The sequence below is a fragment of the Micromonospora sp. NPDC047527 genome, from assembly GCF_040643015.1.
In the GTDB taxonomy this organism is placed as follows: Bacteria; Actinomycetota; Actinomycetes; order Mycobacteriales; family Micromonosporaceae; genus Micromonospora.
Window position 1 is genome coordinate 612,505 of sequence record NZ_JBEYTK010000001.1, and the last position, 20,866, is coordinate 633,370.

14 protein-coding genes and 2 pseudogenes are annotated in these 20,866 nt (G+C 70.6%); 7 read left to right on the plus strand and 9 right to left on the minus strand.

Translation table 11 applies throughout. From position 1 onward, the window contains the following. From ABZ808_RS02590 to ABZ808_RS02605, 4 genes are read right to left on the minus strand one after another with little or no spacing between them, the layout of a single operon-like run. Positions 1-867: an XdhC family protein gene (locus ABZ808_RS02590; protein WP_356999889.1), complete on the minus strand. Its 867-nt coding sequence runs from the start codon at positions 865-867 to the stop codon at positions 1-3. 11 nt (positions 868-878) lie between these two features. Beyond that, a complete protein-coding gene (locus ABZ808_RS02595) occupies positions 879-3,269 on the minus strand; it encodes an aerobic carbon-monoxide dehydrogenase large subunit (RefSeq protein WP_356999892.1) in 2,391 nt (796 codons plus the stop codon). Next, positions 3,266-3,814 carry a (2Fe-2S)-binding protein gene (locus ABZ808_RS02600; protein ID WP_356999895.1) on the minus strand — a complete coding sequence of 183 codons (549 nt, stop codon included), beginning with the start codon at positions 3,812-3,814 and terminating at the stop codon, positions 3,266-3,268. The genes ABZ808_RS02595 and ABZ808_RS02600 overlap by 4 nt, the downstream gene beginning before the upstream one ends. 2 nt (positions 3,815-3,816) lie before the next feature. Continuing rightward, the gene (locus tag ABZ808_RS02605) at positions 3,817-4,689 is read right to left on the minus strand and encodes a xanthine dehydrogenase family protein subunit M (protein ID WP_356999898.1); all 873 of its coding nucleotides are present in this window, start codon (positions 4,687-4,689) and stop codon (positions 3,817-3,819) included. A gap of 118 nt (positions 4,690-4,807) precedes the next feature. On the opposite strand from ABZ808_RS02605, the gene ABZ808_RS02610 reads away from it, so the two are divergent. The 3 genes from ABZ808_RS02610 to ABZ808_RS02620 all read left to right on the plus strand — a co-directional run bounded on the left by ABZ808_RS02610 (position 4,808) and on the right by ABZ808_RS02620 (position 8,682). Continuing rightward, on the plus strand, positions 4,808-5,881 hold the full coding sequence (locus ABZ808_RS02610; RefSeq protein ID WP_356999900.1) for an XdhC/CoxI family protein: 1,074 nt from the start codon (positions 4,808-4,810) through the stop codon (positions 5,879-5,881). A gap of 135 nt (positions 5,882-6,016) precedes the next feature. After that, positions 6,017-6,781 carry an ABC transporter ATP-binding protein gene (locus ABZ808_RS02615; protein WP_356999903.1) on the plus strand — a complete coding sequence of 255 codons (765 nt, stop codon included), beginning with the start codon at positions 6,017-6,019 and terminating at the stop codon, positions 6,779-6,781. Then, a complete protein-coding gene (locus tag ABZ808_RS02620; RefSeq protein WP_356999905.1) occupies positions 6,778-8,682 on the plus strand; it encodes a hypothetical protein in 1,905 nt (634 codons plus the stop codon). The genes ABZ808_RS02615 and ABZ808_RS02620 overlap by 4 nt, the downstream gene beginning before the upstream one ends. A 7-nt stretch (positions 8,683-8,689) precedes the next feature. Here ABZ808_RS02620 and ABZ808_RS02625 read toward each other — a convergent pair. Further along, positions 8,690-9,031: pseudogene (locus ABZ808_RS02625) on the minus strand (transcriptional regulator); the annotation flags it as partial. 304 nt (positions 9,032-9,335) lie between these two features. On the opposite strand from ABZ808_RS02625, the pseudogene ABZ808_RS02630 reads away from it, so the two are divergent. Then, a pseudogene (locus ABZ808_RS02630) lies at positions 9,336-10,088 on the plus strand (XRE family transcriptional regulator); the annotation flags it as partial. A gap of 129 nt (positions 10,089-10,217) precedes the next feature. Here ABZ808_RS02630 and ABZ808_RS02635 read toward each other — a convergent pair. Beyond that, positions 10,218-11,045: a DUF1963 domain-containing protein gene (locus ABZ808_RS02635; protein WP_356999907.1), complete on the minus strand. Its 828-nt coding sequence runs from the start codon at positions 11,043-11,045 to the stop codon at positions 10,218-10,220. A 206-nt stretch (positions 11,046-11,251) separates the two neighbouring features. Here ABZ808_RS02635 and fdh point away from each other — a divergent pair, with 206 nt between their 5' ends. From fdh to nrfD, 3 genes are read left to right on the plus strand one after another with little or no spacing between them, the layout of a single operon-like run. Continuing rightward, on the plus strand, positions 11,252-14,527 hold the full coding sequence (fdh, locus tag ABZ808_RS02640; protein WP_356999910.1) for a formate dehydrogenase: 3,276 nt from the start codon (positions 11,252-11,254) through the stop codon (positions 14,525-14,527). Positions 14,528-14,530: 3 nt separating this feature from the next. Next, positions 14,531-15,574: a 4Fe-4S dicluster domain-containing protein gene (locus ABZ808_RS02645; RefSeq protein ID WP_356999912.1), complete on the plus strand. Its 1,044-nt coding sequence runs from the start codon at positions 14,531-14,533 to the stop codon at positions 15,572-15,574. Then, entirely contained in the window at positions 15,571-16,638 is a 1,068-nt protein-coding gene (gene nrfD, locus ABZ808_RS02650; protein ID WP_356999915.1) for an NrfD/PsrC family molybdoenzyme membrane anchor subunit, read from the plus strand. Before ABZ808_RS02645 ends, nrfD begins: the two co-directional genes overlap by 4 nt. A 53-nt stretch (positions 16,639-16,691) precedes the next feature. Here the strand turns inward: nrfD and ABZ808_RS02655 are convergent, their stop codons facing one another. The 3 genes from ABZ808_RS02655 to ABZ808_RS02665 form a co-directional block, all read right to left on the minus strand. Then, positions 16,692-18,248, minus strand: coding sequence for an OFA family MFS transporter (locus tag ABZ808_RS02655; protein WP_357002706.1), 1,557 nt, complete (start codon positions 18,246-18,248; stop codon positions 16,692-16,694). 299 nt (positions 18,249-18,547) lie between these two features. Beyond that, positions 18,548-20,125, minus strand: coding sequence for an MDR family MFS transporter (locus tag ABZ808_RS02660; RefSeq protein ID WP_356999918.1), 1,578 nt, complete (start codon positions 20,123-20,125; stop codon positions 18,548-18,550). A gap of 104 nt (positions 20,126-20,229) precedes the next feature. After that, complete coding sequence (locus ABZ808_RS02665) at positions 20,230-20,844, minus strand: TetR family transcriptional regulator (protein ID WP_356999920.1); 615 nt, start codon at positions 20,842-20,844, stop codon at positions 20,230-20,232. Positions 20,845-20,866 lie beyond the last annotated feature (22 nt).

Consider the following 20,866-nt stretch of genomic DNA (forward strand, 5'->3'; position numbering starts at 1 on the left):
CTACGCCGCCGTGTACGTCGCGAGGCAGCCGGCGCAGCAGAACCAGACGTCCTGCCCGTCGACCCGCGCGTACGGGGTGCCCGGCCCGACCAGCACGGTCATCCCACACACCGGGTCGACGGCCTGCTGTGGTCGGGTGACCGGCGCGCCGGTGGCCGGGGCCAGCCCGTCCACCCGGATCGCCCGAACCACCTCACCCATGATCGACAGCGCGATCTCCGCTGGCGTCCGCGCGCCGATGTCCAGCCCGGCCGGCGAGTGGACGCGGGACCGATCGGCGTCGGTCAACCCCAACTCGTCGAGTACGACCGCGCCGCGCTTGTGGCTGGCGACCAGCGCGACGTACCCGACGCCCGCGTCGAGCGCGGCCCGGATCGCCTCCTGCTCGCCCCTGCCCAGCCCGGCCACCACGACGGCCGTGCAGCCGGCGTAGTCGTCGGAGGTCACGACGTCGAAGTCGAGGAACGCGGCGAGGGTCGCCACCGCGGCGCTGATCGGCGTGTCGCCTACCACGCGCAGTGCCGGCGCGGGCAGCATCGGCCGGAGGAAGACCTCGATCGCGCCGCCGGAGTGGCACGGGTTGACCACCACCCGCGCCCCCGGAGTCTCCGGGAACGGGGCAGCTCCCTCCGGCAGCACCCGCAGCAGCAGGGCGGTGCCGTCGCGCAGTGCGTCCAGGGCCGCCGCCCGCACCGAACTCTCGGCGCACACCCCGCCCACGAAGCCCTCGATCGACCCGTCCGATCGGATCACCGCGTCGTCGCCCGGCCGGGCCGATGTCGGCTCCTGGGCGCGGACCACTGTGGCGTGCACGAACGGCTCCCGGGTGACTGTCAACTCCCGGGCGCGCTCCGCGATGGTGGTCATCCTCGGCCCTCTCAGATCGGCGGCCGGGCCTGGCCGCGCATCGCGTCCCAGACCCGCGACGGCGTCAGCGGCATGTCGGCGTGGCGTACGCCGAAGGGCTTCAGGGCGTCGATGACGGCGTTGACGATCGCTGGCGGCGAACCGACGGTGGCCGACTCGCCCACACCCTTCGCGCCGATCGGGTGGTGCGGCGACGGGGTGACGGTGAAGCCGGTCTCCCAGTCGGGCACCTCCAGCGACGTCGGGATCAGGTAGTCCATCAGGGACGCGCCGAGGCAGTTGCCGTCCTCGTCGAACGCGATCATCTCCATCAGGGCCATGCCGACCCCGTCGGTCAGCCCACCGTGCACCTGACCCTCGATGATCATCGGGTTGATCCGGGTGCCGCAGTCGTCGACCGCGATGAACCGCCGGACCGTGACCTGCGCGGTGCCGGGGTCGATGTCCACCACGCAGATGTACGCGCCGTGCGGGTACGTCAGGTTCGACGGGTTGTAGCAGATCTGCGCCTCCAACCCACCCTCGATGCCCTCGGGCAGGTCACCCGCGCCGTGTGCGCGCAGGGCGATGTCCTGGATCGTGACGGACCGCCCCGGGTCACCCGCGACGTGGAACGCGCCCTTCTCCCACTCCAGGTCCGCCACCGACACCTCAAGCATTCCGGAGGCGATGATCCGGGCCTTGTCGCGGACCTTGCGCGCCACCAGGGCCGCCGCCGCGCCCGAGACGGGTGTGGAACGGCTGCCGTACGTGCCGAGGCCGAACGGGGTGTTGTCGGTGTCGCCGTGCAGCACCTCGATGTCCGCCGGGGGGATCCCGATCTCCTCGGCGACGATCTGCGCGAACGTCGTCTCGTGCCCCTGGCCCTGGGACTGCACGCTGAGGCGTACCACGGCCTTTCCGGTCGGGTGGACACGCAGCTCGCAGCCGTCGGCCATGCCCAGCCCGAGAATGTCCATGTTCTTGCGCGGCCCGGCGCCGACGGCCTCGGTGAAGAACGCGATGCCGATGCCCATCAGCTCGCCCCGGGCCCGCTTCTCCGCCTGCTCGCGGCGCAACTCGTCGTAGCCGGCCATCTCCATCGCCAGCCGCATCGTCGGCTCGTAGTTGCCCGAGTCGTACACCCAGCCGGTCTTCGTCGTGTACGGGAACTGCTCCGGCTGGATGAAGTTCTTCAACCGCAGCTCGGCCGGGTCCATGCCCAACTCGTCGGCGAGGCAGTCGACGATCCGCTCGACCAGGTAGACCGCCTCGGTGATCCGGAACGAGCAGGCGTACGCGACGCCACCGGGGGCCTTGTTGGTGTAGACCGCCGTCATCGAGCAGTACGCGGCCTCGATGTCGTAGCTGCCGGTGAAGACCCCGAAGAAACCGGCCGGGTACTTCACCGGGGCGGCGGTGCCGTTGAACGCGCCGTGGTCGGCCAGCACGTTGGTGCGGATGCCGAGGATCCGACCGTCGCGGGTCGCCGCGATCTCGCCGCGCATGATGTAGTCGCGGGCGAAGCCGGTGCTGATCAGGTTCTCCGACCGGTCCTCCATCCACTTCACCGGCTTGCCGGTGACGATCGAGGCGACGATCGCGCAGACGTACCCGGGATAGATCGGCACCTTGTTGCCGAACCCGCCGCCGATGTCCGGCGAGATCACCTGGATCTTGTGCTCGGGCAGGCCCGCCACGATGGCGTAGAGGGTGCGGTGCGCGTGCGGGGCCTGGGTCGTCGACCAGAGCCGCAGCTTGCCGTCGACCGCGTCGTAGTCGGCGACCGCCCCGCACGTCTCCATCGGCGCCGGGTGCACCCGGGGGTAGACGAGGTCCTGGCTGACCACGACGTCGGCGCGGGCGAAGACCGCCTCGGTGGCCGCCCTGTCGCCGGTCTCCCAGTCGAAGCAGTGGTTGTTCGTCTTGCCGTCCAGGTCGTCGCGGATCAGCGGGGCGTCCGGCTCCAGCGCGCGACGCGCGTCGATCACCGGGTCGAGGACGTCGTACTCGACGTCGATCAGCTCCAGCGCGTCGCGGGCCGCGTACCGGTCGTCGGCCACCACGAAGGCGACCTCCTGGCCCTGGAAGCGCACCTTGTCGGTGGCGAGCACGGCCTGCACGTCGTTGGAGAGCGTCGGCATCCAGGCCAGGTTCTGCTCCGCCAGCATCGCCCCGGTCACCACCGCCCGCACCCCGGGCGACGCCTCGGCGGCGCTCGTGTCGATACTGACGATCCGGGCGTGCGCCACCGGCGACCGGAGGATCGCGAGGTGCAGCATGCCGGGCAGTTGGACGTCGTCGACGTACCGGCCGGGACCGCGCAGGAAGCGCGGGTCCTCCTTGCGCAGCATCCGGCCGTACCCGACGGGCTTCTGGTCGTTGTCGTGGAACGTGTCCACGCGCTCGTGCACGATGGTCATGCGACGGCCTCCGCGGGCTGGCCGGCGTTGTCGATCTCGCCGGCCTCGGGCGATTCGGTGGTCTCGGTGACCTCGGCCGCGGCCTGCGCCTCGGCGACGGCGGCCCAGCGCACCGAGCGGACGATTGTGGCGTAACCCGTGCAGCGGCAGATCTGACCCGAGATCGCCTCCCGGATCTCCGCCTCGCTCGGATCGGGGTTGCGGTCGAGCAGCGCCCGCGCGGTCATCATCATCCCCGGCGTGCAGAAACCGCACTGAAGGCCGTGGCACTGCATGAAGCCCTGCTGGATCGGGTCCAGCTCGGCACCCTTGGCGAGGCCCTCGACGGTACGCACCTGGTGGCCGCCGGCCATCGCCGCGAGCACCGTGCACGACTTCACCGGCTCGCCGTCCAACCAGACCACGCAGGTGCCGCAGTTGCTGGTGTCGCAGCCCCAGTGCGTGCCGGTCAGACCCAGCACGTCCCGCAGGAAGTGCACCAGCAGCAGCCGGGCCTCGATCTCCCGGGTGACCTCGACGTCGTTGACGGTCATGGTGACCTGCATGCTCAGCTCCTCGCCCGTTCGACGGCCCGGCGCAGGGTCCGCCTGGTCAGCTCGGCGGCCAGATGCCGCTTGTAGTCGGCACTGCCGCGCTGGTCGGTCACCGGGTCGCAGCTGCGCGCCGCGATCGCCCCGGCCTGCTCGTAGAGCCCCTCCGACGGTTCCTGCCCGCGCAGCGCCGCCGAGATCTCCGGAATGCCCGTCGTGTTGGGGCCGACCGCCGCGAGCCCGACCCGGGCGTCGACTATCTCGCCGCCGTCGAGCCACACCGCCGCGCCGGCCGACACCACGGCCCAGTCGCCGGCCCTGCGCTCCACCTTGGCGTACGCGCTGCCGCAACCGGGTCGCACCGGCAGCCGTACCTCGACGAGCATCTCGCCGTCGGCGACGGCCGTCTCGTACGGCCCGACGTGGAACTCCTCCATCGACACGACCCGCTCCGCGCCGCCCGGACCACGGATCACACACCGCGCGTCAAGCGTCGTGCAGACCGCCGAGAGATCCTCGGACGGGTCCGCCTGGCAGAGCGAGCCGCCCAGCGTGCCCCGGTTGCGCACCACCGGGTCGGCGATCACCCGCTCGGCGTCGGCGAAGATGGGGAACGCCGCCGCCAGCACGGGAGAGTCGAGCAGCTCCCGATGTCGGGTGAGCGCCCCGATGCGTACGTCGTCCGGGCCCGCCTCGATGTAGCCCAGCTCGGCGTGCAGGTCGTTGATGTCGATCAGGTAGTCGAAGTTGGCCAGCCGAAGCTTCATCATCGGCAGCAGGCTGTGCCCGCCGGCGATCAGGCGGGCCGTGCCGCCCAACCGCTCCAGAAGGCTTATCGCATGGTCCACACTTGTTGCGCGCTCGTACTCGAACGGTGCCGGCACCTGCATGTCGTACCTCCGCGGTCCGGCAAAATCTCTGCCCGGCGGTGGTCAAAGTCAACGGCGACCTAAGCAACTGCTTAGGTCGCCGTTGACGCTGCCGCCGGGGCTCACGGAAGGTGCGGCCATGCGAGACATCGTCGACGGGCTCACGGGCTGGCGCACTCGCGGCGTCGCGTTCGCCGTCGCGACAGTCGTGCGGACCTGGCAGTCGGCACCCCGGCAGCCCGGCGCGGCGATGGCCGTCTCGCTGCACGGCGAGGTCCTCGGCAGCATCTCGGGCGGCTGCGTCGAGGGTGCCGTCTACGAACTCTGCCGCACCGCGCTGGAGACCGGAACGGCCCACACCCAGACCTTCGGCGTCAGCGACGACGACGCGTTCGACATCGGCCTGACCTGCGGCGGAACGATCCAGATCCTGGTGCAGCCGGACGTCGCGATGACCGAGCCCGACGAGGTGCTCGCCGCGATCCGGGACAGCCGCCCGGTTGCCACCGCATCGGTCGAGAACGCCCAACTGGTGATCTGGCCCGACCGGGTCGCGGGCAGCCTCGGCGCGCCCGACCTGGACGACGCGGCGGCCCGGCAGGCGGCCGGAATGCTCGCCCTCGGCACCACCGGCATGATCCATCTGGGCCGGCAGGGGGAGCAGCGCGGCGACGACGTGGCCGTGTTCGTCCAGTCGTACGTGCCGCCGCCCCGAATGATCATTTTCGGCGCGATCGACTTCGCCGCCGCGATGGCCCGGATGGGCAGGTTCCTCGGCTATCACGTCACGGTCTGCGACGCCCGTCCGGTGTTCGCCACCCGCGCACGTTTCCCGGACGCCCACGACCTCGTCGTCCGGTGGCCGCACGCGTACCTGGAGTCGACGACCGTCGACGATCGGACGGTGCTCTGCGTCCTGACCCACGACCCCAAGTTCGACGTGCCGCTGCTCCAGGTCGCCCTCGGGACACCCGCCCGCTACATCGGCGTGATGGGCAGCCGACGCGCACACGACGACCGGATGCGCCGGTTACGCGAGGCCGGTGTGCCGGAGGACGGGCTGGCCCGGCTCTGCTCGCCGATCGGGCTGGACCTGGGCGCGCGGACACCGGAGGAGACCGCCGTGGCGATCGCCGCCGAGATCACCGCGCAGGCCTGGGGCGGCTCGGGTCGCCCGCTCAGCGAACTGGAGACCCCGATCCACCACGTCTGACCACGGCCCGCCGATGGCTCGCGACGTGGGGCACGACCTGTCCCGGTGCGATCGTCTGCTGGCCAAACCCGGGGCGTGTGCCGATCCGCCGTGCTGCGGGCCCCTCCGTCGTGAATGGATCACTATGCTCGGCGCGTGATCCCCCCAGCACTCGAGATCCGCGGCCTGGTAAAGACCTTCGGGGCGCATCGCGCGGTGAACGACCTCGATCTGACCGTCCGCTCCGGCACGTTCCACGGCATCGTCGGACCCAACGGCGCCGGCAAGTCCACCACCATCGGGATGGCGGTCGGGCTGATCACTCCGGATGCGGGGGAGATCCGGATCCTCGGCCACGACGCGCTGCGCGACCGTGGCGTGACCCGCGCGTTGACCGGCGTGCTGCCCGACGGTCTCGACTTCCCGGAGCGACTCACCGGCGCCGAGTTGCTGCGCTACAGCGCCGGCCTGCGCGGGCTGCACCGCGCCGCGGCCGCCAATCGGGCCGCCGAGCTGATCGACGTCCTCGGACTGGCCAAGGGTGCCGGCACCCCACTCGCCGACTGCTCCACCGGCACCCGCAAGAAGCTCGGCCTCGCCCAGGCGCTGCTGCACGCGCCCCGGCTGCTCGTGCTCGACGAGCCGTTCGAGGCGGTCGACCCGGTCTCCGCGGCCACCATCCGTCGGGTGCTGCGCCGGTTCGTGTCCGGCGGAGGCACCTGCGTACTGTCCACCCACTCGATGCTGCTGGTCGAGCAGATGTGCGACGACGTCACCGTCATCCACCAGGGTCAGGTGGTCGCCGCCGGGCCGGTCACCGAGGTCGCCGACGGCAGCAGCCTTGAGGATCGATTCGTCGAGCTGGTCGGCGCCGACGTCTCCGGCAGCGCCGGCCTGGACTGGCTGACCGGGCCCCGATGAGCGCGGAACCTCTCGCCCACGGTTCGCTGGCCGGCACCCTCGGCAAGATGGCGGTGCCGGCACGGATGCGCTCCGCCATGCTGCGTCGGTCGCTGCGCGAGCATCCCGGGCCCGCGGTGGCCGGCCTGGTCGGCCTGCTCGCCGCCGCCTGGCTGATCCGGTACGCGCTCCACGGCGACCGGCACACTCTCGCCCTGCTGGCCGGGGCGTGGGTGCTCGGCTGGATCGTGTTGCCGCTGCTGCTCGGTGGCGGGCGCGGCCGGGTCCGTCCAACCCACCTGCGGCTGGAGCCGATCGGCGGTGTCCCGGCCGCGATGGGTCTGCTCGCCGCGTCCGCGATCGGCATCGGCCCGGCCGTCTCGCTGGTGGCGCTCGCCGCGCTGCCGGTGCACGCCGCTCGTCACGGCGCTGTCGCCGTCCTCGTCACCGCCTCCGGCGCGGCGCTGCTCTGGCTACTCGGGCTGATCGGCTCGGCGATCGCGCTGGAGGTCGTCGGCCACGCCGGCGGGCCGGCCGGGGCGCTGCTCACCGGCATCGTCACCGGGACGGCGATGGGTGTCGCCGGGTCGCTCTGGGCGGTCTTCCCCTGGGTGTCGGTCCTGCTGGTCGAGGCGCCGGACACGGTGGTCCGGGTCATGGAGTACGTGCCGAGCGGCTGGCCGCTCTCCGCCGTGGCCGGGCCACCCGACCGAGGTGCGCTGAAGATGGCGACCCTGGTGGGCATCGTGGTGCTCTGCGCCGCCGCGTACATCATGCTCGTCCGAAGGGTGATCTCCGCCGGCGTGCCGTTCCGGCCGCGCGGGACCACCGCGGTCCCGCTCCCCAGCGAACCTCGCCGCACCACGGCGGCATCCCCGGCCGGGAATGTTCGTGAGCAGCGCGGGTGGCTCGGATGGTTGCCGGCCGCGACGCGGGCGGTTGCCGGCCGCGAGTTGCGTGCCTGGATGCGGCATCCGCTGCGGTTGCAGTATCTGGCGTTCGCGGTGGTGTACGGCGCGCTGCTCGCCGGATTGCCGCTGCTGTCCGACGTGGATCTGCTGCTGCCGTGGGCCGGGTCGCTCGCTGTGCTCGGAGCGGCGGCGATGTCGGCCGGCCTGGTCGGACTGGACGGCACCGCGCTCTGGCTGCCGCTCACCACACCGGGCGGCGAACGTGCCGAGATCCGAGGGCGAGCCATCGCGTGGCTGGTCCTGGTCACCCCGATCGGGGTGCTGCTGGCCGTCGCCGGCGTCATCCTCGCGCCCCAGGTCGACGCGCTGGCGGCGCTCTCCACTCTGCCGGCACTGCTCGGCGCCGGCGCCTCGGTGCCGGTGTGGATGTCGCTGCTGCGGGTGCGCCCGGTAGCCGACCCACGGCATCCCACCTCGGCCGACAACCCGACCGACATCGTCAGCGTGCTGGTCGCCACCGCTGGTGGGCTGCTCGCCGCGGCGCCCGTACTCGCGCTGGTTGTCTGGGGCCCGCCGTGGGTGACGCCGCTGCTGCCGCTGGTTGGGCTGCTGTCGGGTGCTGCGGCGTGGTGGGGTGGCATCAGGCTGGCCGACGACCGCCTCACCCGGCGCGGGACCGAGGTGCTCGCCGCGGCCGGGCAACGCAGCCGACCGCCGGAGACGGTGATTCCGCTGAAGTGGGATGCGGAGTGGTACCGGGAGAACAAGGCGACGGCGTGGGCGCTGGGGTTGCTGACGGTCGGATGGATCCCGGTGATCCCGCAGGGGGTGATGCCGCTGGCGTTCGGGATCGACGGTGGGTGGATCGTGGCGGGTCACCTGGAGGGAGGCGCGCACACAGCGGTGGGGTTGGCAATGGTCGCGCTGGGCGTTGCGATGCTGCTCACCGGCCTGGTGTTGTGGGACCGCCGACCGCAGCGAGCAGTCGTAGTCGCCGACCGGTCGGGGTAGATGCGCTGCGTCGGGCGGTGAGCAGTGCCCACGTGTTGTGGATGTTGAGGTCCGTGAAGGGGCGGCCAGCGTCGAGGCGTCCGACCAGGTGTCGGAGGAGCCGGGAGCCTCGCCAGTCGGAGAGCGCTGCCGGCATGAAGGAGTCGTCGCGCTGGCGGTACGGGATCTCGCCGACCCAGTAGGCCGAGTAGTTCAGGGCGGCGCGTTCGCAGGCATCGTCCGGATGGGCTCGGGCAATGAAGTCGCGAAGTGGTTCCGGATCGCCCTGGTTGGCGAGGGAGGTTGCTACCGAGCGGGCGTCGGGCCACAGAGGCGTCCAGGTGTGGAAGGTGGTCGCTGGGCGAGATCTGCGTCCTTTGCTCTGCTTCAATCCACGCAACACCACGCGTCCGATATCCGGACACTCCCCGTTGCGTCCGTTGAAGCAGAGCAAAGGACCCGTGAGCACCCCGACCACCAGGCGGCCGGGCGCCTTGTCGACGCCGTCCCTCGCGGCTCGTCGGATCGCCGTAACCTCCGCGCATGGAACTCGATAATCTTCCGCTTGCCGAGTTCGCGTTTCCAGGGCCGCTGCGGGACAGACTCGTAGCCGAGCCGGGCGATCCCGGCGTCACCGCGATACTCAGGCAGCCGCGCTGACGTACGAGGGCGCCGAACGTCGGTCGGCGCAGGCTCTTTTGGCGGAGGCGCTGGGGCTGGCGCAGATGTTCCTCGCCTATCAGCCAGCCGCGGAGGTGCTGTGGCGCGTCGCCGACCGCGCGATGATTGCGGCGCAGGAGTCCGGTGATCCCGAGGCGCTGGCGGGCGCGGGGTGGTTCCTGTGCCAGGTGCATCGTGACGCGGGAGACTGGGACACCGCCATGGCGGTGACGCTCGACATCGTCTCGGCCCTTGAGCCGAGGGTCGGCGGTGCTAACGCGAACCTTCTCACCCTCTGGGGTGCGTTGCATTTCGAGGCCGCCTACACCGCCGCCCGCGCCGGCGAGGAAGGCCGCGCTTGGCGGTACTGGGACCGCGCTGATGCGGTCGCGCAGCGTTTGCCACAGGGCTTCTACCAGCCGCAGACGTCGTTTTCCCGGGTCGTCATGGGCGCTCACGCGGTGACCGTGGCCGTGGAGTTGCAGAAGTCCGGCGAGGCGGTGCGGCAGGCGCGTCGCCACGAGGCGGCGGTCATCCCGTCGCGGCCGCGCCGAGCGCGTCATCTGATCGAGGTCGCTCGTGCTCAGTACGGCAAGGACGAGAAGGAGGCCGCCGTGAGGACGCTCCGCCGGGCGTACGAGTCGGCGCCCGAGACAATCCGCTTCAACGGCTACGCCCGGCGGATCACCCTGGATCTGCTCGACGGGCCGCGCGCTACCCGGGATGACGCCCATGACCTGGCGCTGAAGGTCGGCCTCGTCTCCTGAAGAGGGTACGAACCTTACCCATTCCGCCCTGGATCGTCCGTAGCAGGACCGCCATCCACAGTGCCTCGCTCCGGGCCGCCCTCGTCTGCTCGGAGCCGGGTGCGTCGAGGCACCCGGCCTGTTGTGAGCTCAGGGATTCCAGTCCACGACGGCGTACACGCCGTCGAAGCGCCGCGCGGCCAGGTCGTCGCGCTGGATCCCCCAGTAAAGGGCGGCACCGCCTGGCCTCATCTCCGAGCTGCACAAGAACTCGGCCAGCAGCACCCAGTCCTCGGCGCGCGGTGAGGGGCTGCGGGAGCCGTGCCAGTAGCCCAACTGCTCCGCCTTTCCTGCGTACTCCGCGACGACTCCGAGAGGGCCGTCCTTTCCGCGGAAGTCGCAGGCCGAGGCGTGCCCACCAATCTGCACGCCGCCCCACTTGCCGCTGACGGGGGCCTTGTCATTCCAATAATCGATCAGTTTGGGGTTGAGATGCTCCGGGGTGTGTGAGGGCAGGGAGACATCGATCGTCAGGTGTATGTCGCCCTGTGGGAAACTCTGACAAACCTGGAGAAATTCCTCGTCCTCGTCCTCGTCCAGTTCTTCGTCCTCCGGCGGTTCCTCGACGGCTACGCCAGCCGGGACGTACAAGGCCGAGCCCTGCGAGTAGTACTCGCCGCCTTCGGGATAGCCGAAGAGCAGCAGTTGGCCGTCGGGCGGTAGTGGAAGATTCGTCGCCTGCCTGGGCAGGGCCGCGCAGTCGATGGTGGCGACGAGGGGATTTCCGGGAACGTGGGTGCCCCGGGGAACCATCGCGGTGCCGCCGAACCGGCCGACGACCGGCCCGTCTCCGCCGGGCGCCAGTGTCCCGCAGGGAATGGCGGTGGCGATCCATCGTTCGACATCGTCGACCGGGAATCCCTGTTCGAGTGCGTCGGTGCGGATCTGCGCCAACTGCTGAGGCATGGTCAGAATCACGTGGGCAGCCTAGTGCGGCAGCCGCCCTTTGAGATGGCGCTGGACGGCAGGGGTGGGCTGACCTGCCGCATACACCATGCCGTCCCCGGCTCGCCCGAAAAGGGCCGAGGGCACCATCGCTCCTTCTGATCCCGCCATGATCAGCCGGCACCTCGTCTAATGTCAGGCTGTTCACATTTGGCGGCATTGGTCGGAAAGGTGCGGCGATGGGGGTGCGGAGCTGGATCGAGGGCTGGCCGCTCTATCGCCAGCTCACCGGCACCGACCCGCTCGGCCGGGGCGCCGCGGCCAAGTCCGCCCGCTCGCTGTCGCTGACCGCCCGAACCGAGACCGCCGACAGTGTCGCGCGGTCCGTGTGCCCGTACTGCGCGGTGGGTTGTGGTCAGCGGGTGTTCGTCAAGGACGGGCAGGTCACGCAGATCGAGGGCGATCCGGACAGCCCGATCTCGCGGGGTCGGCTCTGTCCGAAGGGCTCGGCGAGCAAGAGCCTGGTGACCAGCCCTCTGCGGCCGACGACGGTGCGCTACCGCCGGCCGTACGGCACGGAGTGGGAGGATCTCGACCTCGACACGGCGCTGAACATGATCGCCGATCGGGTCCTGGCGGCTCGGGACGAGACCTGGGAGGACGTCGACGACGAGGGCCGGCCGCTCAACCGGACGCTGGGGATCTCCAGCCTGGGTGGGGCGACGCTGGACAACGAGGAGAACTACCTCATCAAGAAGTTGTTCACCGCGATGGGGGCACTCCAGATCGAGAACCAGGCCCGTATTTGACACTCCGCCACCGTCCCCGGTCTGGGGACCAGCTTCGGTCGCGGCGGCGCCACCCAGTTCCAGCAGGACATGTCGAACTCCGACCTGATCGTCATTCAGGGTTCGAACATGGCCGAGGCGCACCCGGTGGGCTTCCAGTGGGTGATGGAGGCCAAGCGTCGCGGTGCGAAGGTGATCCACGTCGACCCGCGGTTCACCCGCACCAGCGCTGTCGCTGATGCGTACCTGCCGATCCGGGCGGGCACGGACATCGCGCTGCTCGGCGGGGTCGTGCGCTACATCCTGGAGAACGAGCTGGACTTCCGGGAGTACGTCGTCGCCTACACCAACGCCGCGACGATCGTGACCGAGGAGTACCTCGACACCGAGGATCTGCACGGGCTCTTCTCCGGCTTCAACGAGGACAACGCCAGCTATGACCAGACCAGCTGGCAGTACGAGGGGAACGAGGAGAACGCCTCCATCCACGACACCGAGACACAGCGCGAAACCGCGGCCGGGTTGGAGCACGAGTCGCACGGCGCGCCGGTGGGCGGGCAGACCCAGCGCGACGAGACGTTGCAGCACCCGCGCTGCGTCTACCAGATCCTGAAGCGGCACTACGCGCGGTACACGCCGGAGATGGTGGAGCGGGTCTGCGGCATCCCGCAGGAGAAGTTCCTCGAACTGGCGCAGGCGTGGACGGCGAACTCGGGCCGGGAGCGGACGAGCATGCTCGTCTACTCGGTCGGCTGGACCCAGCACAGCGTGGGTGTGCAGTACATCCGGACCGGCGCGATCATTCAGCTGCTGCTGGGCAACATGGGCCGTCCGGGTGGTGGGGTCATGGCGTTGCGCGGGCACGCCAGCATCCAGGGCTCCACCGACATTCCGACCTTGTTCAACCTGCTGCCGGGTTACCTGCCGATGCCGCACCACGCCGACCACCCGACCTTCGACGAGTGGGTGGACAGCATCCGGCACCCGGGCCAGAAGGGCTTCTGGGGCGACGCCCGGGCCTACGCGGTGAACCTGCTCAAGGCGTACTGGGGTGACGCGGCCACCGCCGAGAACGACTACTGCTACGGGTACATGCCCCGGATGACCGGCGATCACGGCACGTACCAACAGGTGTTGAACATGATCGACGGGAAGATCAAGGGGTACTTCCTGCTCGGCCAGAACCCGGCGGTCGGCTCGGCGCACGGGCGGGCACAGCGGCTCGGGATGGCGAACCTGGACTGGTTGGTGGTCCGGGACCTGTTCATGATCGAGAGCGCGACGTTCTGGCAGAACGCGCCGGAGATCGAGACCGGCGAGATCGTTCCGGAGGAGTGCCGCACGGAGGTGTTCTTCCTGCCCGCTGCCTCGCATGTGGAGAAGGAAGGAACCTTCACGCAGACGCAGCGGCTGTTGCAGTGGCGGGAGAAGGCCGTCGAGCCGCCGGGCGACGCCCGCTCCGAGCTGTGGTTCTTCTACCACCTCGGCCGCATCATCCGGGAACGCCTGGCGCAGTCGACCCGACCCCGCGACCGGGCGCTGCTCGACCTGAACTGGCACTACCCGACCCACGGCCCGAACGCCGAGCCGAGCGCCGAGTCGGTGCTCTACGAGATCAACGGGTACGACGTGGCCAGCGGCCGACCGCTGTCGAGCTACACCGAGATGAAGGACGACGGCTCCACCGCCGGCGGCTGCTGGATCTACACCGGCGTGTACGCCGACGGCGTCAACCAGGCCGCCCGGCGCAAGCCCGGCGCGGAGCAGCCCCTGGTGGCCCTGGAGTGGGGCTGGGCCTGGCCGTCGAACCGCCGGATCCTCTACAACCGTGCCTCCGCCGACCCGGACGGCAGACCGTGGAGCGAGCGCAAGAAATACGTCTGGTGGGACCCGGACAAGGGCGAGTGGACCGGCGACGACGTGCCCGACTTCGAGAAGACCAAGCCGCCGTCGTACCGGCCGCCGCCGAACGCCTCGGGCGTGGCGGGCATCGCCGGCGACGACCCGTTCATCCTGCAGGGCGACGGCAAGGGCTGGCTGTACGCGCCCAGCGGCGTCCTGGACGGGCCGCTGCCCACGCACTACGAGCCGGTCGAGTCGCCGGTGCGCAATCCGCTCTACCGGCAGCAGGCCAACCCGACCCGCAAGGTCTACACGCACCCGATCAACACGCTCAACCCGAGCCCACCCGAGGAGCACAGCGACGTCTTCCCGTACGTGTTCACGGTCAGCCGGCTCACCGAGCACCACACCGCCGGCGCGATGAGCCGGAACGTGCCGCACCTCGCCGAGTTGCAGCCGGAGATGTTCGTCGAGGTGTCGCCGGAGTTGGCGGTCCTTCGAGGGCTGACCCACCTGGGCTGGGCGCACCTGGTCAGCACCCGCGCGGCCATCGAGGCGAGGGTCCTGGTGACGGACCGCATCACCCCGCTGCGGGTGGACGGCCGGATCATCCACCAGGTGTGGCTGCCGTACCACTTCGGCTACGAGGGCCTGGTGACCGGCGATTCGGCCAACGACCTGTTCGGCATCACGCTCGACCCCAACGTGCTGATCCAGGAGAGCAAGGTCGGCACCTGCGACGTGCGGCCCGGACGACGCCCGAGAGGACAGGCTCTGTTGGACCTCGTCTTCGACTACCGGCGGCGGTCGGGGGATCTGAGCCACCACTACCCACCGATGGTCACGACCGACGTCGCCGACAGCAGCAGCGACCAGGAGGCCTGACCGATGCCGCACGCCAACGCCCTGTACGGGCCGCTCGACCCGGCGCCCGACGCTGGCTACGTGGACGCGCCGCCGCGGATGGGGTTCTTCACCGACACCAGCGTCTGCATCGGCTGCAAGGCCTGCGAGGTGGCCTGCAAGGAGTGGAACCTGGTCCCGGAGAGCGGCCTGGACCTGCTGGGCATGTCGTACGACAACACGGGCGCGCTGACCGCGAACTCGTGGCGCCACGTCGCGTTCGTCGAACAGCCCCGCTCGGCCGGCTGGGCGACCCCGGCGTTCGAGGGCGACCCGGACGGGCCGGCGGTCAGCCCGGCGACGGCGACGGTCGGCGCGCGTACGCACACCGACACCGGGACGAACCCGGGCCTGCCGGCCGGCTCGCCAGCGGCGGCCGCCCGGATGGCGGCCGGACCGGAGTTCCTGGGGATGCCGGGGGCGCAGCCGCCGGGTCGGGGTACCGGCGTCGAGGGGCGTAGTGATTTCCGGTGGTTGATGATGTCGGATGTGTGTAAGCACTGCACTCATGCGGCGTGTCTGGATGTGTGTCCGACGGGTTCGTTGTTTCGGACCGAGTTCGGGACGGTGGTGGTGCAGGAGGACATCTGTAATGGGTGTGGTTACTGCATTTCGGCGTGTCCGTATGGGGTGATTGATCAGCGTAAGGGTGATGGTCGGGCGTGGAAGTGCACGCTGTGTTATGACCGGTTGGGTGCGGGGATGACGCCGGCGTGTGCGCAGGCGTGTCCGACGGAGTCGATCCAGTACGGGCCCCTCGATGAGTTGCGGGAGCGGGCCGCGACGCGGGTCGCCACGCTGCATGAGCGGGGGGTGCCTGAGGCGCGGTTGTATGGGCATGACCCGAACGACGGTGTCGGTGGGGATGGGGCGTTCTTCCTGCTGTTGGATGAGCCGGAGGTGTATGGGTTGCCGCCGGATCCGGTGGTGACCACGCGGGACCTGCCGGCGATGTGGAAACGCGCCGGCCTCGCCGCACTGACGATGGCCGCCGTCACGGCTGTCGCTTTCCTCGGCAGGCGGCCATGACCGGCGCGACGCCACCGAACGAGCCGGTCGGATCCCGGTTCCGCGAGTTCCAGGCCCGACTCGACCAACCTGACGGGCAGCGTCGTCGCGGGCGGGGGCGCGGCCACGACGGTGAGCAGCTCACCGTGCCGCCAGCCGACTTCACCGCCTACTACGGCCGGCCGGTGCTCAAACCGCCCGTGTGGAAGTACGACATCGCCGGGTACCTGTTCACCGGTGGCCTCGCCGCCGGAGGCGCGCTGATCGGTGCGGGCGCCCAGCTGACCGGGCGCCCCGACCTGCGCAAGGTGGGCCGGTGGACAGCCCTCGGTGGCGTCGCCGCCAGCACGTACCTGCTGGTTCACGACCTCGGTCGGCCGGACCGGTTCCACCACATGCTCCGGGTCGCCAAGCTGACCTCGCCGATGTCCGTCGGCACCTGGATCCTCGCCGCGTTCGGCCCGCTGGCCGGTGTGGCCGCGATCGCCGAGCTCGCGCCCCGGCTCCCACAGCACGGCGTGTTCGGTCTCGCCCGCCGGCTGGCGCTCCCCGTCGGCAACGCCGCCGGCCTGGCCGCCGCCGCCACCGCGCCGGCGCTGGCCACGTACACCGGGGTGCTGCTCGCCGACACCGCCGTGCCGTCCTGGCATGAGGCGTACCCGTCATTGCCGTTCGTCTTCGCCGGCAGCGCCCTCGCCGCCGCGTCCGGAGTCGGCCTGATCGCGGCGCCAGCCACGCAGACCGCCCCCCTGCGGCGGCTCGCCCTCGCCGCCGCGACCGTCGAGTTCGCCGGCGGTCACCGGCTGGAGCGGATGGGCCTGACCGGCGAGCCCTACGTACGCGGGCGCAGCGGCCGTCTGGTCACGGCCGGCCGGGTGCTGCTCGCCGTCGGCACCGCGGCGGCGCTGGTCAGCCGCCGCAGTCGACTCCTGGCGGCGGTCTCCGGTGCGGCGCTCGTGGCCTCGTCGGTCGCCACCCGGTTCGGCGTCTTCGAGGCGGGCAGGGTGTCGGCCCGCGATCCGAAATACACGGTCGTGCCCCAGCGGGAGCGAGTCGACCAGAACCGGTCGACGACCGCGCGCTGAGCCGATCAGGAGGGCGCCCGTGGGCGCCCTCCTGCGTCCGGTCGCGACGCGCGTCAGCCGGTGAACAGTTTCGCGGCGGTGATGGCGGTCTGGACGATGCCGTACCCAAGGAGCAACGCCACGAGCAGCCACGACAACCAGAGCCGCCCGGTCTGCGTGCCGACGTGCTCGGGCACCGGAGGTTTGCTCTGTGGGCCCAGAGCGACCGGCTCGGTGATGCTGGCCTTCGCCACGGGCGACGTCGAACCCCGATCCGGCTCGTGGAACCGTTCGGGCACGGGCCGGACCAGCAGGTTGGCGATGAAACCGATGGCGAGGACGCCGACCATGGTGAACAGCGCGGGTCGGTACGCCGAGGCGGTGAGGGTGCCGGGCTTGCCCTGCGTGTCGAGGATCCCGTTGACGATCAGCGGGCCGGCGACGCCCGCGGCCGACCAGGCGGTCAGCAGCCGTCCGTGGATGGCGCCGACCTGGAAGGTGCCGAAGAGGTCACGCAGGTAGGCGGGCATGGTGGCGAAGCCGCCGCCGTAGAAGGAGATGATCGCGGCGGCGATCAGCACGAAGACCGCGGTGGCGGAGTGCCCGGCCACGGCGAGCAGCGCGTACAGCACCATGCCGAGGCCGAGGTAGACCATGTAGATGGGCTTGCGGCCGATGAGGTCTGAGGTCGTGGACCAGACGAACCGGCCGGCCATGTTGAACAACGACAGCACCCCCACGAAGCCGGCCGCCGCCGACACCGAGACGGCCGTGGACCCGTTGTCCCGGAAGAAGTCCTGGATCATCGGGCTGGCCTGCTCCAGGATGCCGATGCCCGCCGTGACGTTGCAGAACAGCACGATCCACAGCAGCCAGAACGCCCGGGTACGCACGGCGCTCGTCGCGGACACGCTCGCCCTCGTCACCAGCGGCCGGCTGGCGACGCTCGCGGGGTCGAACCCGGCGGGCCGCCAGTCCGGCGGGGGAACCCGGACGTTGAACGGGCCGAACATCATGATCACGAAGTAGCCGATGCCGAACGTGACGAAGAGCGCCACGAGGGCGTGCCCCGACGCCACGGCGGCCGGATTGTCGGGGTTGTAGCCGGAGTCGTAGAGGGAGAGCAGTTGGCGGGCGAGCGGGCCGGCGACCAGGGCGCCACCGCCGAACCCCATGATGGCCATGCCGGTGGCGAGGCCCGGCCGGTCCGGGAACCATTTGATCAGGGTCGAGACGGGCGAGATGTAGCCGATGCCGAGCCCGATGCCGCCGATGACGCCGTAGCCGAGGTAGAGCAGCCAGAGTTGCTGGGTCGCGATGCCGAGCGCGCCGACCAGGAACCCGGTGGCCCAGAAGCAGGCCGAGGCGAACATCGCCCGGCGCGGTCCGTTGCGCTCCACCCACCGGCCACCCACCGCCGCGGACGAGCCCAGCATGACGATGGCGATGCTGAAGATCGCCCCGATCGCCGTCTGACTGGTGTCGAAGTGGGCGATGAGGGAGTTCTTGTAGACGCTGGTCGCGTAGACCTGCCCGATGCACACGTGCACGGCCAGCGCCGCGGTCGGGATGAGCCAACGGCTGTATCCCGGGGGAGCGACGGTGTGCCGAGGGTTGAAGACCGACAGCATGGACATCGTCCGCGCCTCCTGCGGCTGAGTAGGCCGGCGGCGGTGCAGGGCTGTCGTCTCGGCAGTTGGCCGAGCGCCGCCCCGGTGGCGGCCCGTGCACGCCTGCGTCAGCCGTTGGCCGGCTGCATTCTCACGTTACGTGGCGGTCGGATGGCGCCCTGTCGTTACGGCAAAACGCGAGTACGGAGACGTCGGCGTCGGCCCGCCAGCGGAGGGGGCGGGTGTCAGCCAGCCAGCCAGCAGGCGGGCGCAGAACGGGGGCGGGCCGACCGGCCCGCCCCCGACTGTTGTCGTACGCCTCAGTGAATCGCGGCCTTCGCGGCCGCCTCCTCCTGGGCGCGTCGTTCGTCTCCGCTGAGGGTGTGCAGCGGCTTCTCCTTGATGAACAGCACGACGATCAGCGCAACCAGCGCGATCGGCGCACCGACCAGGAAGAGGTCGGCGGTCGCGATGCCGTAGACGTCCTGGATGATGAGCCGCACCGGCTCGGGCAGGGTGGACAGGTCGGGCACCTCAGCGGTGCCGCCGCCGGTCGCCGCCGGGCCGAGCCGCTCGGTCGTCAGCGAGGTCACCCGGCTCGCCAGGACCGCGCCGAGCGCGCTGACGCCGATGGCGCCGCCCATGCTGCGGAAGAACGTCAGCACGGAGGTCGCGGCGCCGAGTTCGTGGGCCGGGACGTCATTCTGTGCGGCGAGCACGAGGTTCTGCATGAGCATTCCGACGCCGACGCCCAGCACGGCCATGTAGATCGACAGGACGGCGACGCTGGTCTGGGCGTCGATGGTGCCCAGGAGCGTCATCCCGACTGTCATCACCGCGGCGCCGGCCACCAGGAAGGCCTTCCACCGGCCGTACTTCGTGATGAGCTGGCCGGCCACCGTCGACGAGACGAGCAGACCGAAGATCATCGGGAGGCTCATCAGGCCCGCGACGGTGGGCGACTTGCCCAGCGAGATCTGGAAGTACTGGGACAGGAAGACCGTGCCGCCGAACATCGCGACACCGACCAGCACGCTGGCGATCGTGGTCAGCGAGACCGTGCGGCTGCGGAAGATCGTCAGCGGGACGATCGGCTCCGCCGCGCGTGACTCGACGAACACCGCCAATCCCAGCAGGACCAGGCCGCCGATGACCATCAGCGCCGTCCAACCGGAGGCCCAGTCGAACTTGTTGCCGGCCAGCGAGGACCAGATCAGCAGCGTGGAGACACCCGAGGTGATCAGCAGGGCGCCCAGCCAGTCGATCTTGGCCTTGCGGCGGACGACCGGGAGGTGCAGGGTCCGTTGCAGCAGGAAGATGGAGATGATGCTGAACGGGACGCCGATCAGGAAGCACCAGCGCCATCCCAACCACGAGGTGTCGACGAGAACCCCACCGATCAGCGGGCCGGCGATCGTGCCGACACCGAAGACCGCGCCGAAGATACCGGCGTAACGGCCCAGCTCACGCGGCGGGATCATGGCCGCCATGACGATCATGGCCAGCGCCGTCATGCCGCCGGCCCCGATGCCCTGGACGACACGGCTGACCAGCAGCACCTCGACGTTCGGCGTGAAGCCCGCGATGAGTGAACCCACCACGAACAGCCCCAGCGAGAGTTGGATCAGCAGCTTCTTGCTGTACAGGTCGGCCATCTTGCCCCACAGCGGCACGGTCGCCGTCATGGCGAGCAGTTCGCTGGTGACGATCCAGGTGTAGACGGTCTGGCTGCCGTTCAGGTCGGCGATGATCCGCGGCAGCGCGTTCGCCACCACCGTGGAGGCGAGGATGGACACGAACATGCCGACCATCAGGCCGGAAAGGGCCTGGAGAACCTCCCGACGCGACATGCGCGTGCCGACGGCGGCGGTGTCGGCGGGCGGGATGGTGGTGGTCATTGACGCTCCCTTGTCGGGTTTGTAGCGGAGTGATTGGCCCCGCAGCGGTTGCGGCGGGGGAGTGGTTCGGCCCCGGAGCGGTTGCGGCGGGGCGGACTGGTGGGTCAGGAGGGGCTGGTCGGATCCGGCAGGCCGGCGGCAAGCGCGGTGAACGCCTCGTCCACGAAGGCGCGCAGGGGCCGGGTGTCGTCGCCGGAGGCCCAGCGCAGCAGCGCGGCGCGGAAGGCGGCAGCGGTCACGGCGACGACCAGCGGCGGGTGGGCATGCTCCGGGCCCACGCCGAGGCGGTTGGCGATGATCGTGACCATGTCCCGCTCGGTCGCGATGTTGCCGGCCACCAGCCGGGGCAGCAGCGCGGGGTTCTGGGCGATGACCGCCAGTCGCAGTCGCCACAGCTCCCGGTCGGCCTGGATCGCGTCGATCGCCTCGTCGAGGGCGAGCCGGACGGCCCGTAACGCCGGCACCCGCGCGGGGACGGCGGCCAGCCGCGCCACGAACGGGGTGCCGTCGAGCGCCGGATCATCGGTGAGCGCCTCGTCCTTGCAGGCGAAGTAGTTGAAGAAGGTCCGCGAGGAGACGTCCGCGGCCTCGCTGATCTCCTCCACCGTCACGTGCTCCAGGCCGCGTTCGGCGACCAGCCGCAGCGCGGCGGCGGTCAGCGCGGCCCGCGTCTGCGCCTTCTTGCGGTCCCTTCGGCCGGTGGCGGCGGTGTCGGTCACGTCGGCGAGGCTAGAAGCCAAC

What these genes read in the sequence shown, in the direction of transcription:
- ABZ808_RS02590 (WP_356999889.1), bottom strand. Translation starts at nt 867, where the DNA reads ATGACCACCATCGCGGAGCGCGCCCGGGAGTTGACAGTCACCCGGGAG.
- ABZ808_RS02595 (WP_356999892.1), bottom strand. Translation starts at nt 3,269, where the DNA reads ATGACCATCGTGCACGAGCGCGTGGACACGTTCCACGACAACGACCAG.
- ABZ808_RS02600 (WP_356999895.1), bottom strand. Translation starts at nt 3,814, where the DNA reads ATGCAGGTCACCATGACCGTCAACGACGTCGAGGTCACCCGGGAGATC.
- ABZ808_RS02605 (WP_356999898.1), bottom strand. Translation starts at nt 4,689, where the DNA reads ATGCAGGTGCCGGCACCGTTCGAGTACGAGCGCGCAACAAGTGTGGAC.
- ABZ808_RS02610 (WP_356999900.1), top strand. Translation starts at nt 4,808, where the DNA reads ATGCGAGACATCGTCGACGGGCTCACGGGCTGGCGCACTCGCGGCGTC.
- ABZ808_RS02620 (WP_356999905.1), top strand. Translation starts at nt 6,778, where the DNA reads ATGAGCGCGGAACCTCTCGCCCACGGTTCGCTGGCCGGCACCCTCGGC.
- ABZ808_RS02645 (WP_356999912.1), top strand. Translation starts at nt 14,531, where the DNA reads ATGCCGCACGCCAACGCCCTGTACGGGCCGCTCGACCCGGCGCCCGAC.
- nrfD (WP_356999915.1), top strand. Translation starts at nt 15,571, where the DNA reads ATGACCGGCGCGACGCCACCGAACGAGCCGGTCGGATCCCGGTTCCGC.
- ABZ808_RS02655 (WP_357002706.1), bottom strand. Translation starts at nt 18,248, where the DNA reads ATGCTGTCGGTCTTCAACCCTCGGCACACCGTCGCTCCCCCGGGATAC.
- ABZ808_RS02660 (WP_356999918.1), bottom strand. Translation starts at nt 20,125, where the DNA reads ATGACCACCACCATCCCGCCCGCCGACACCGCCGCCGTCGGCACGCGC.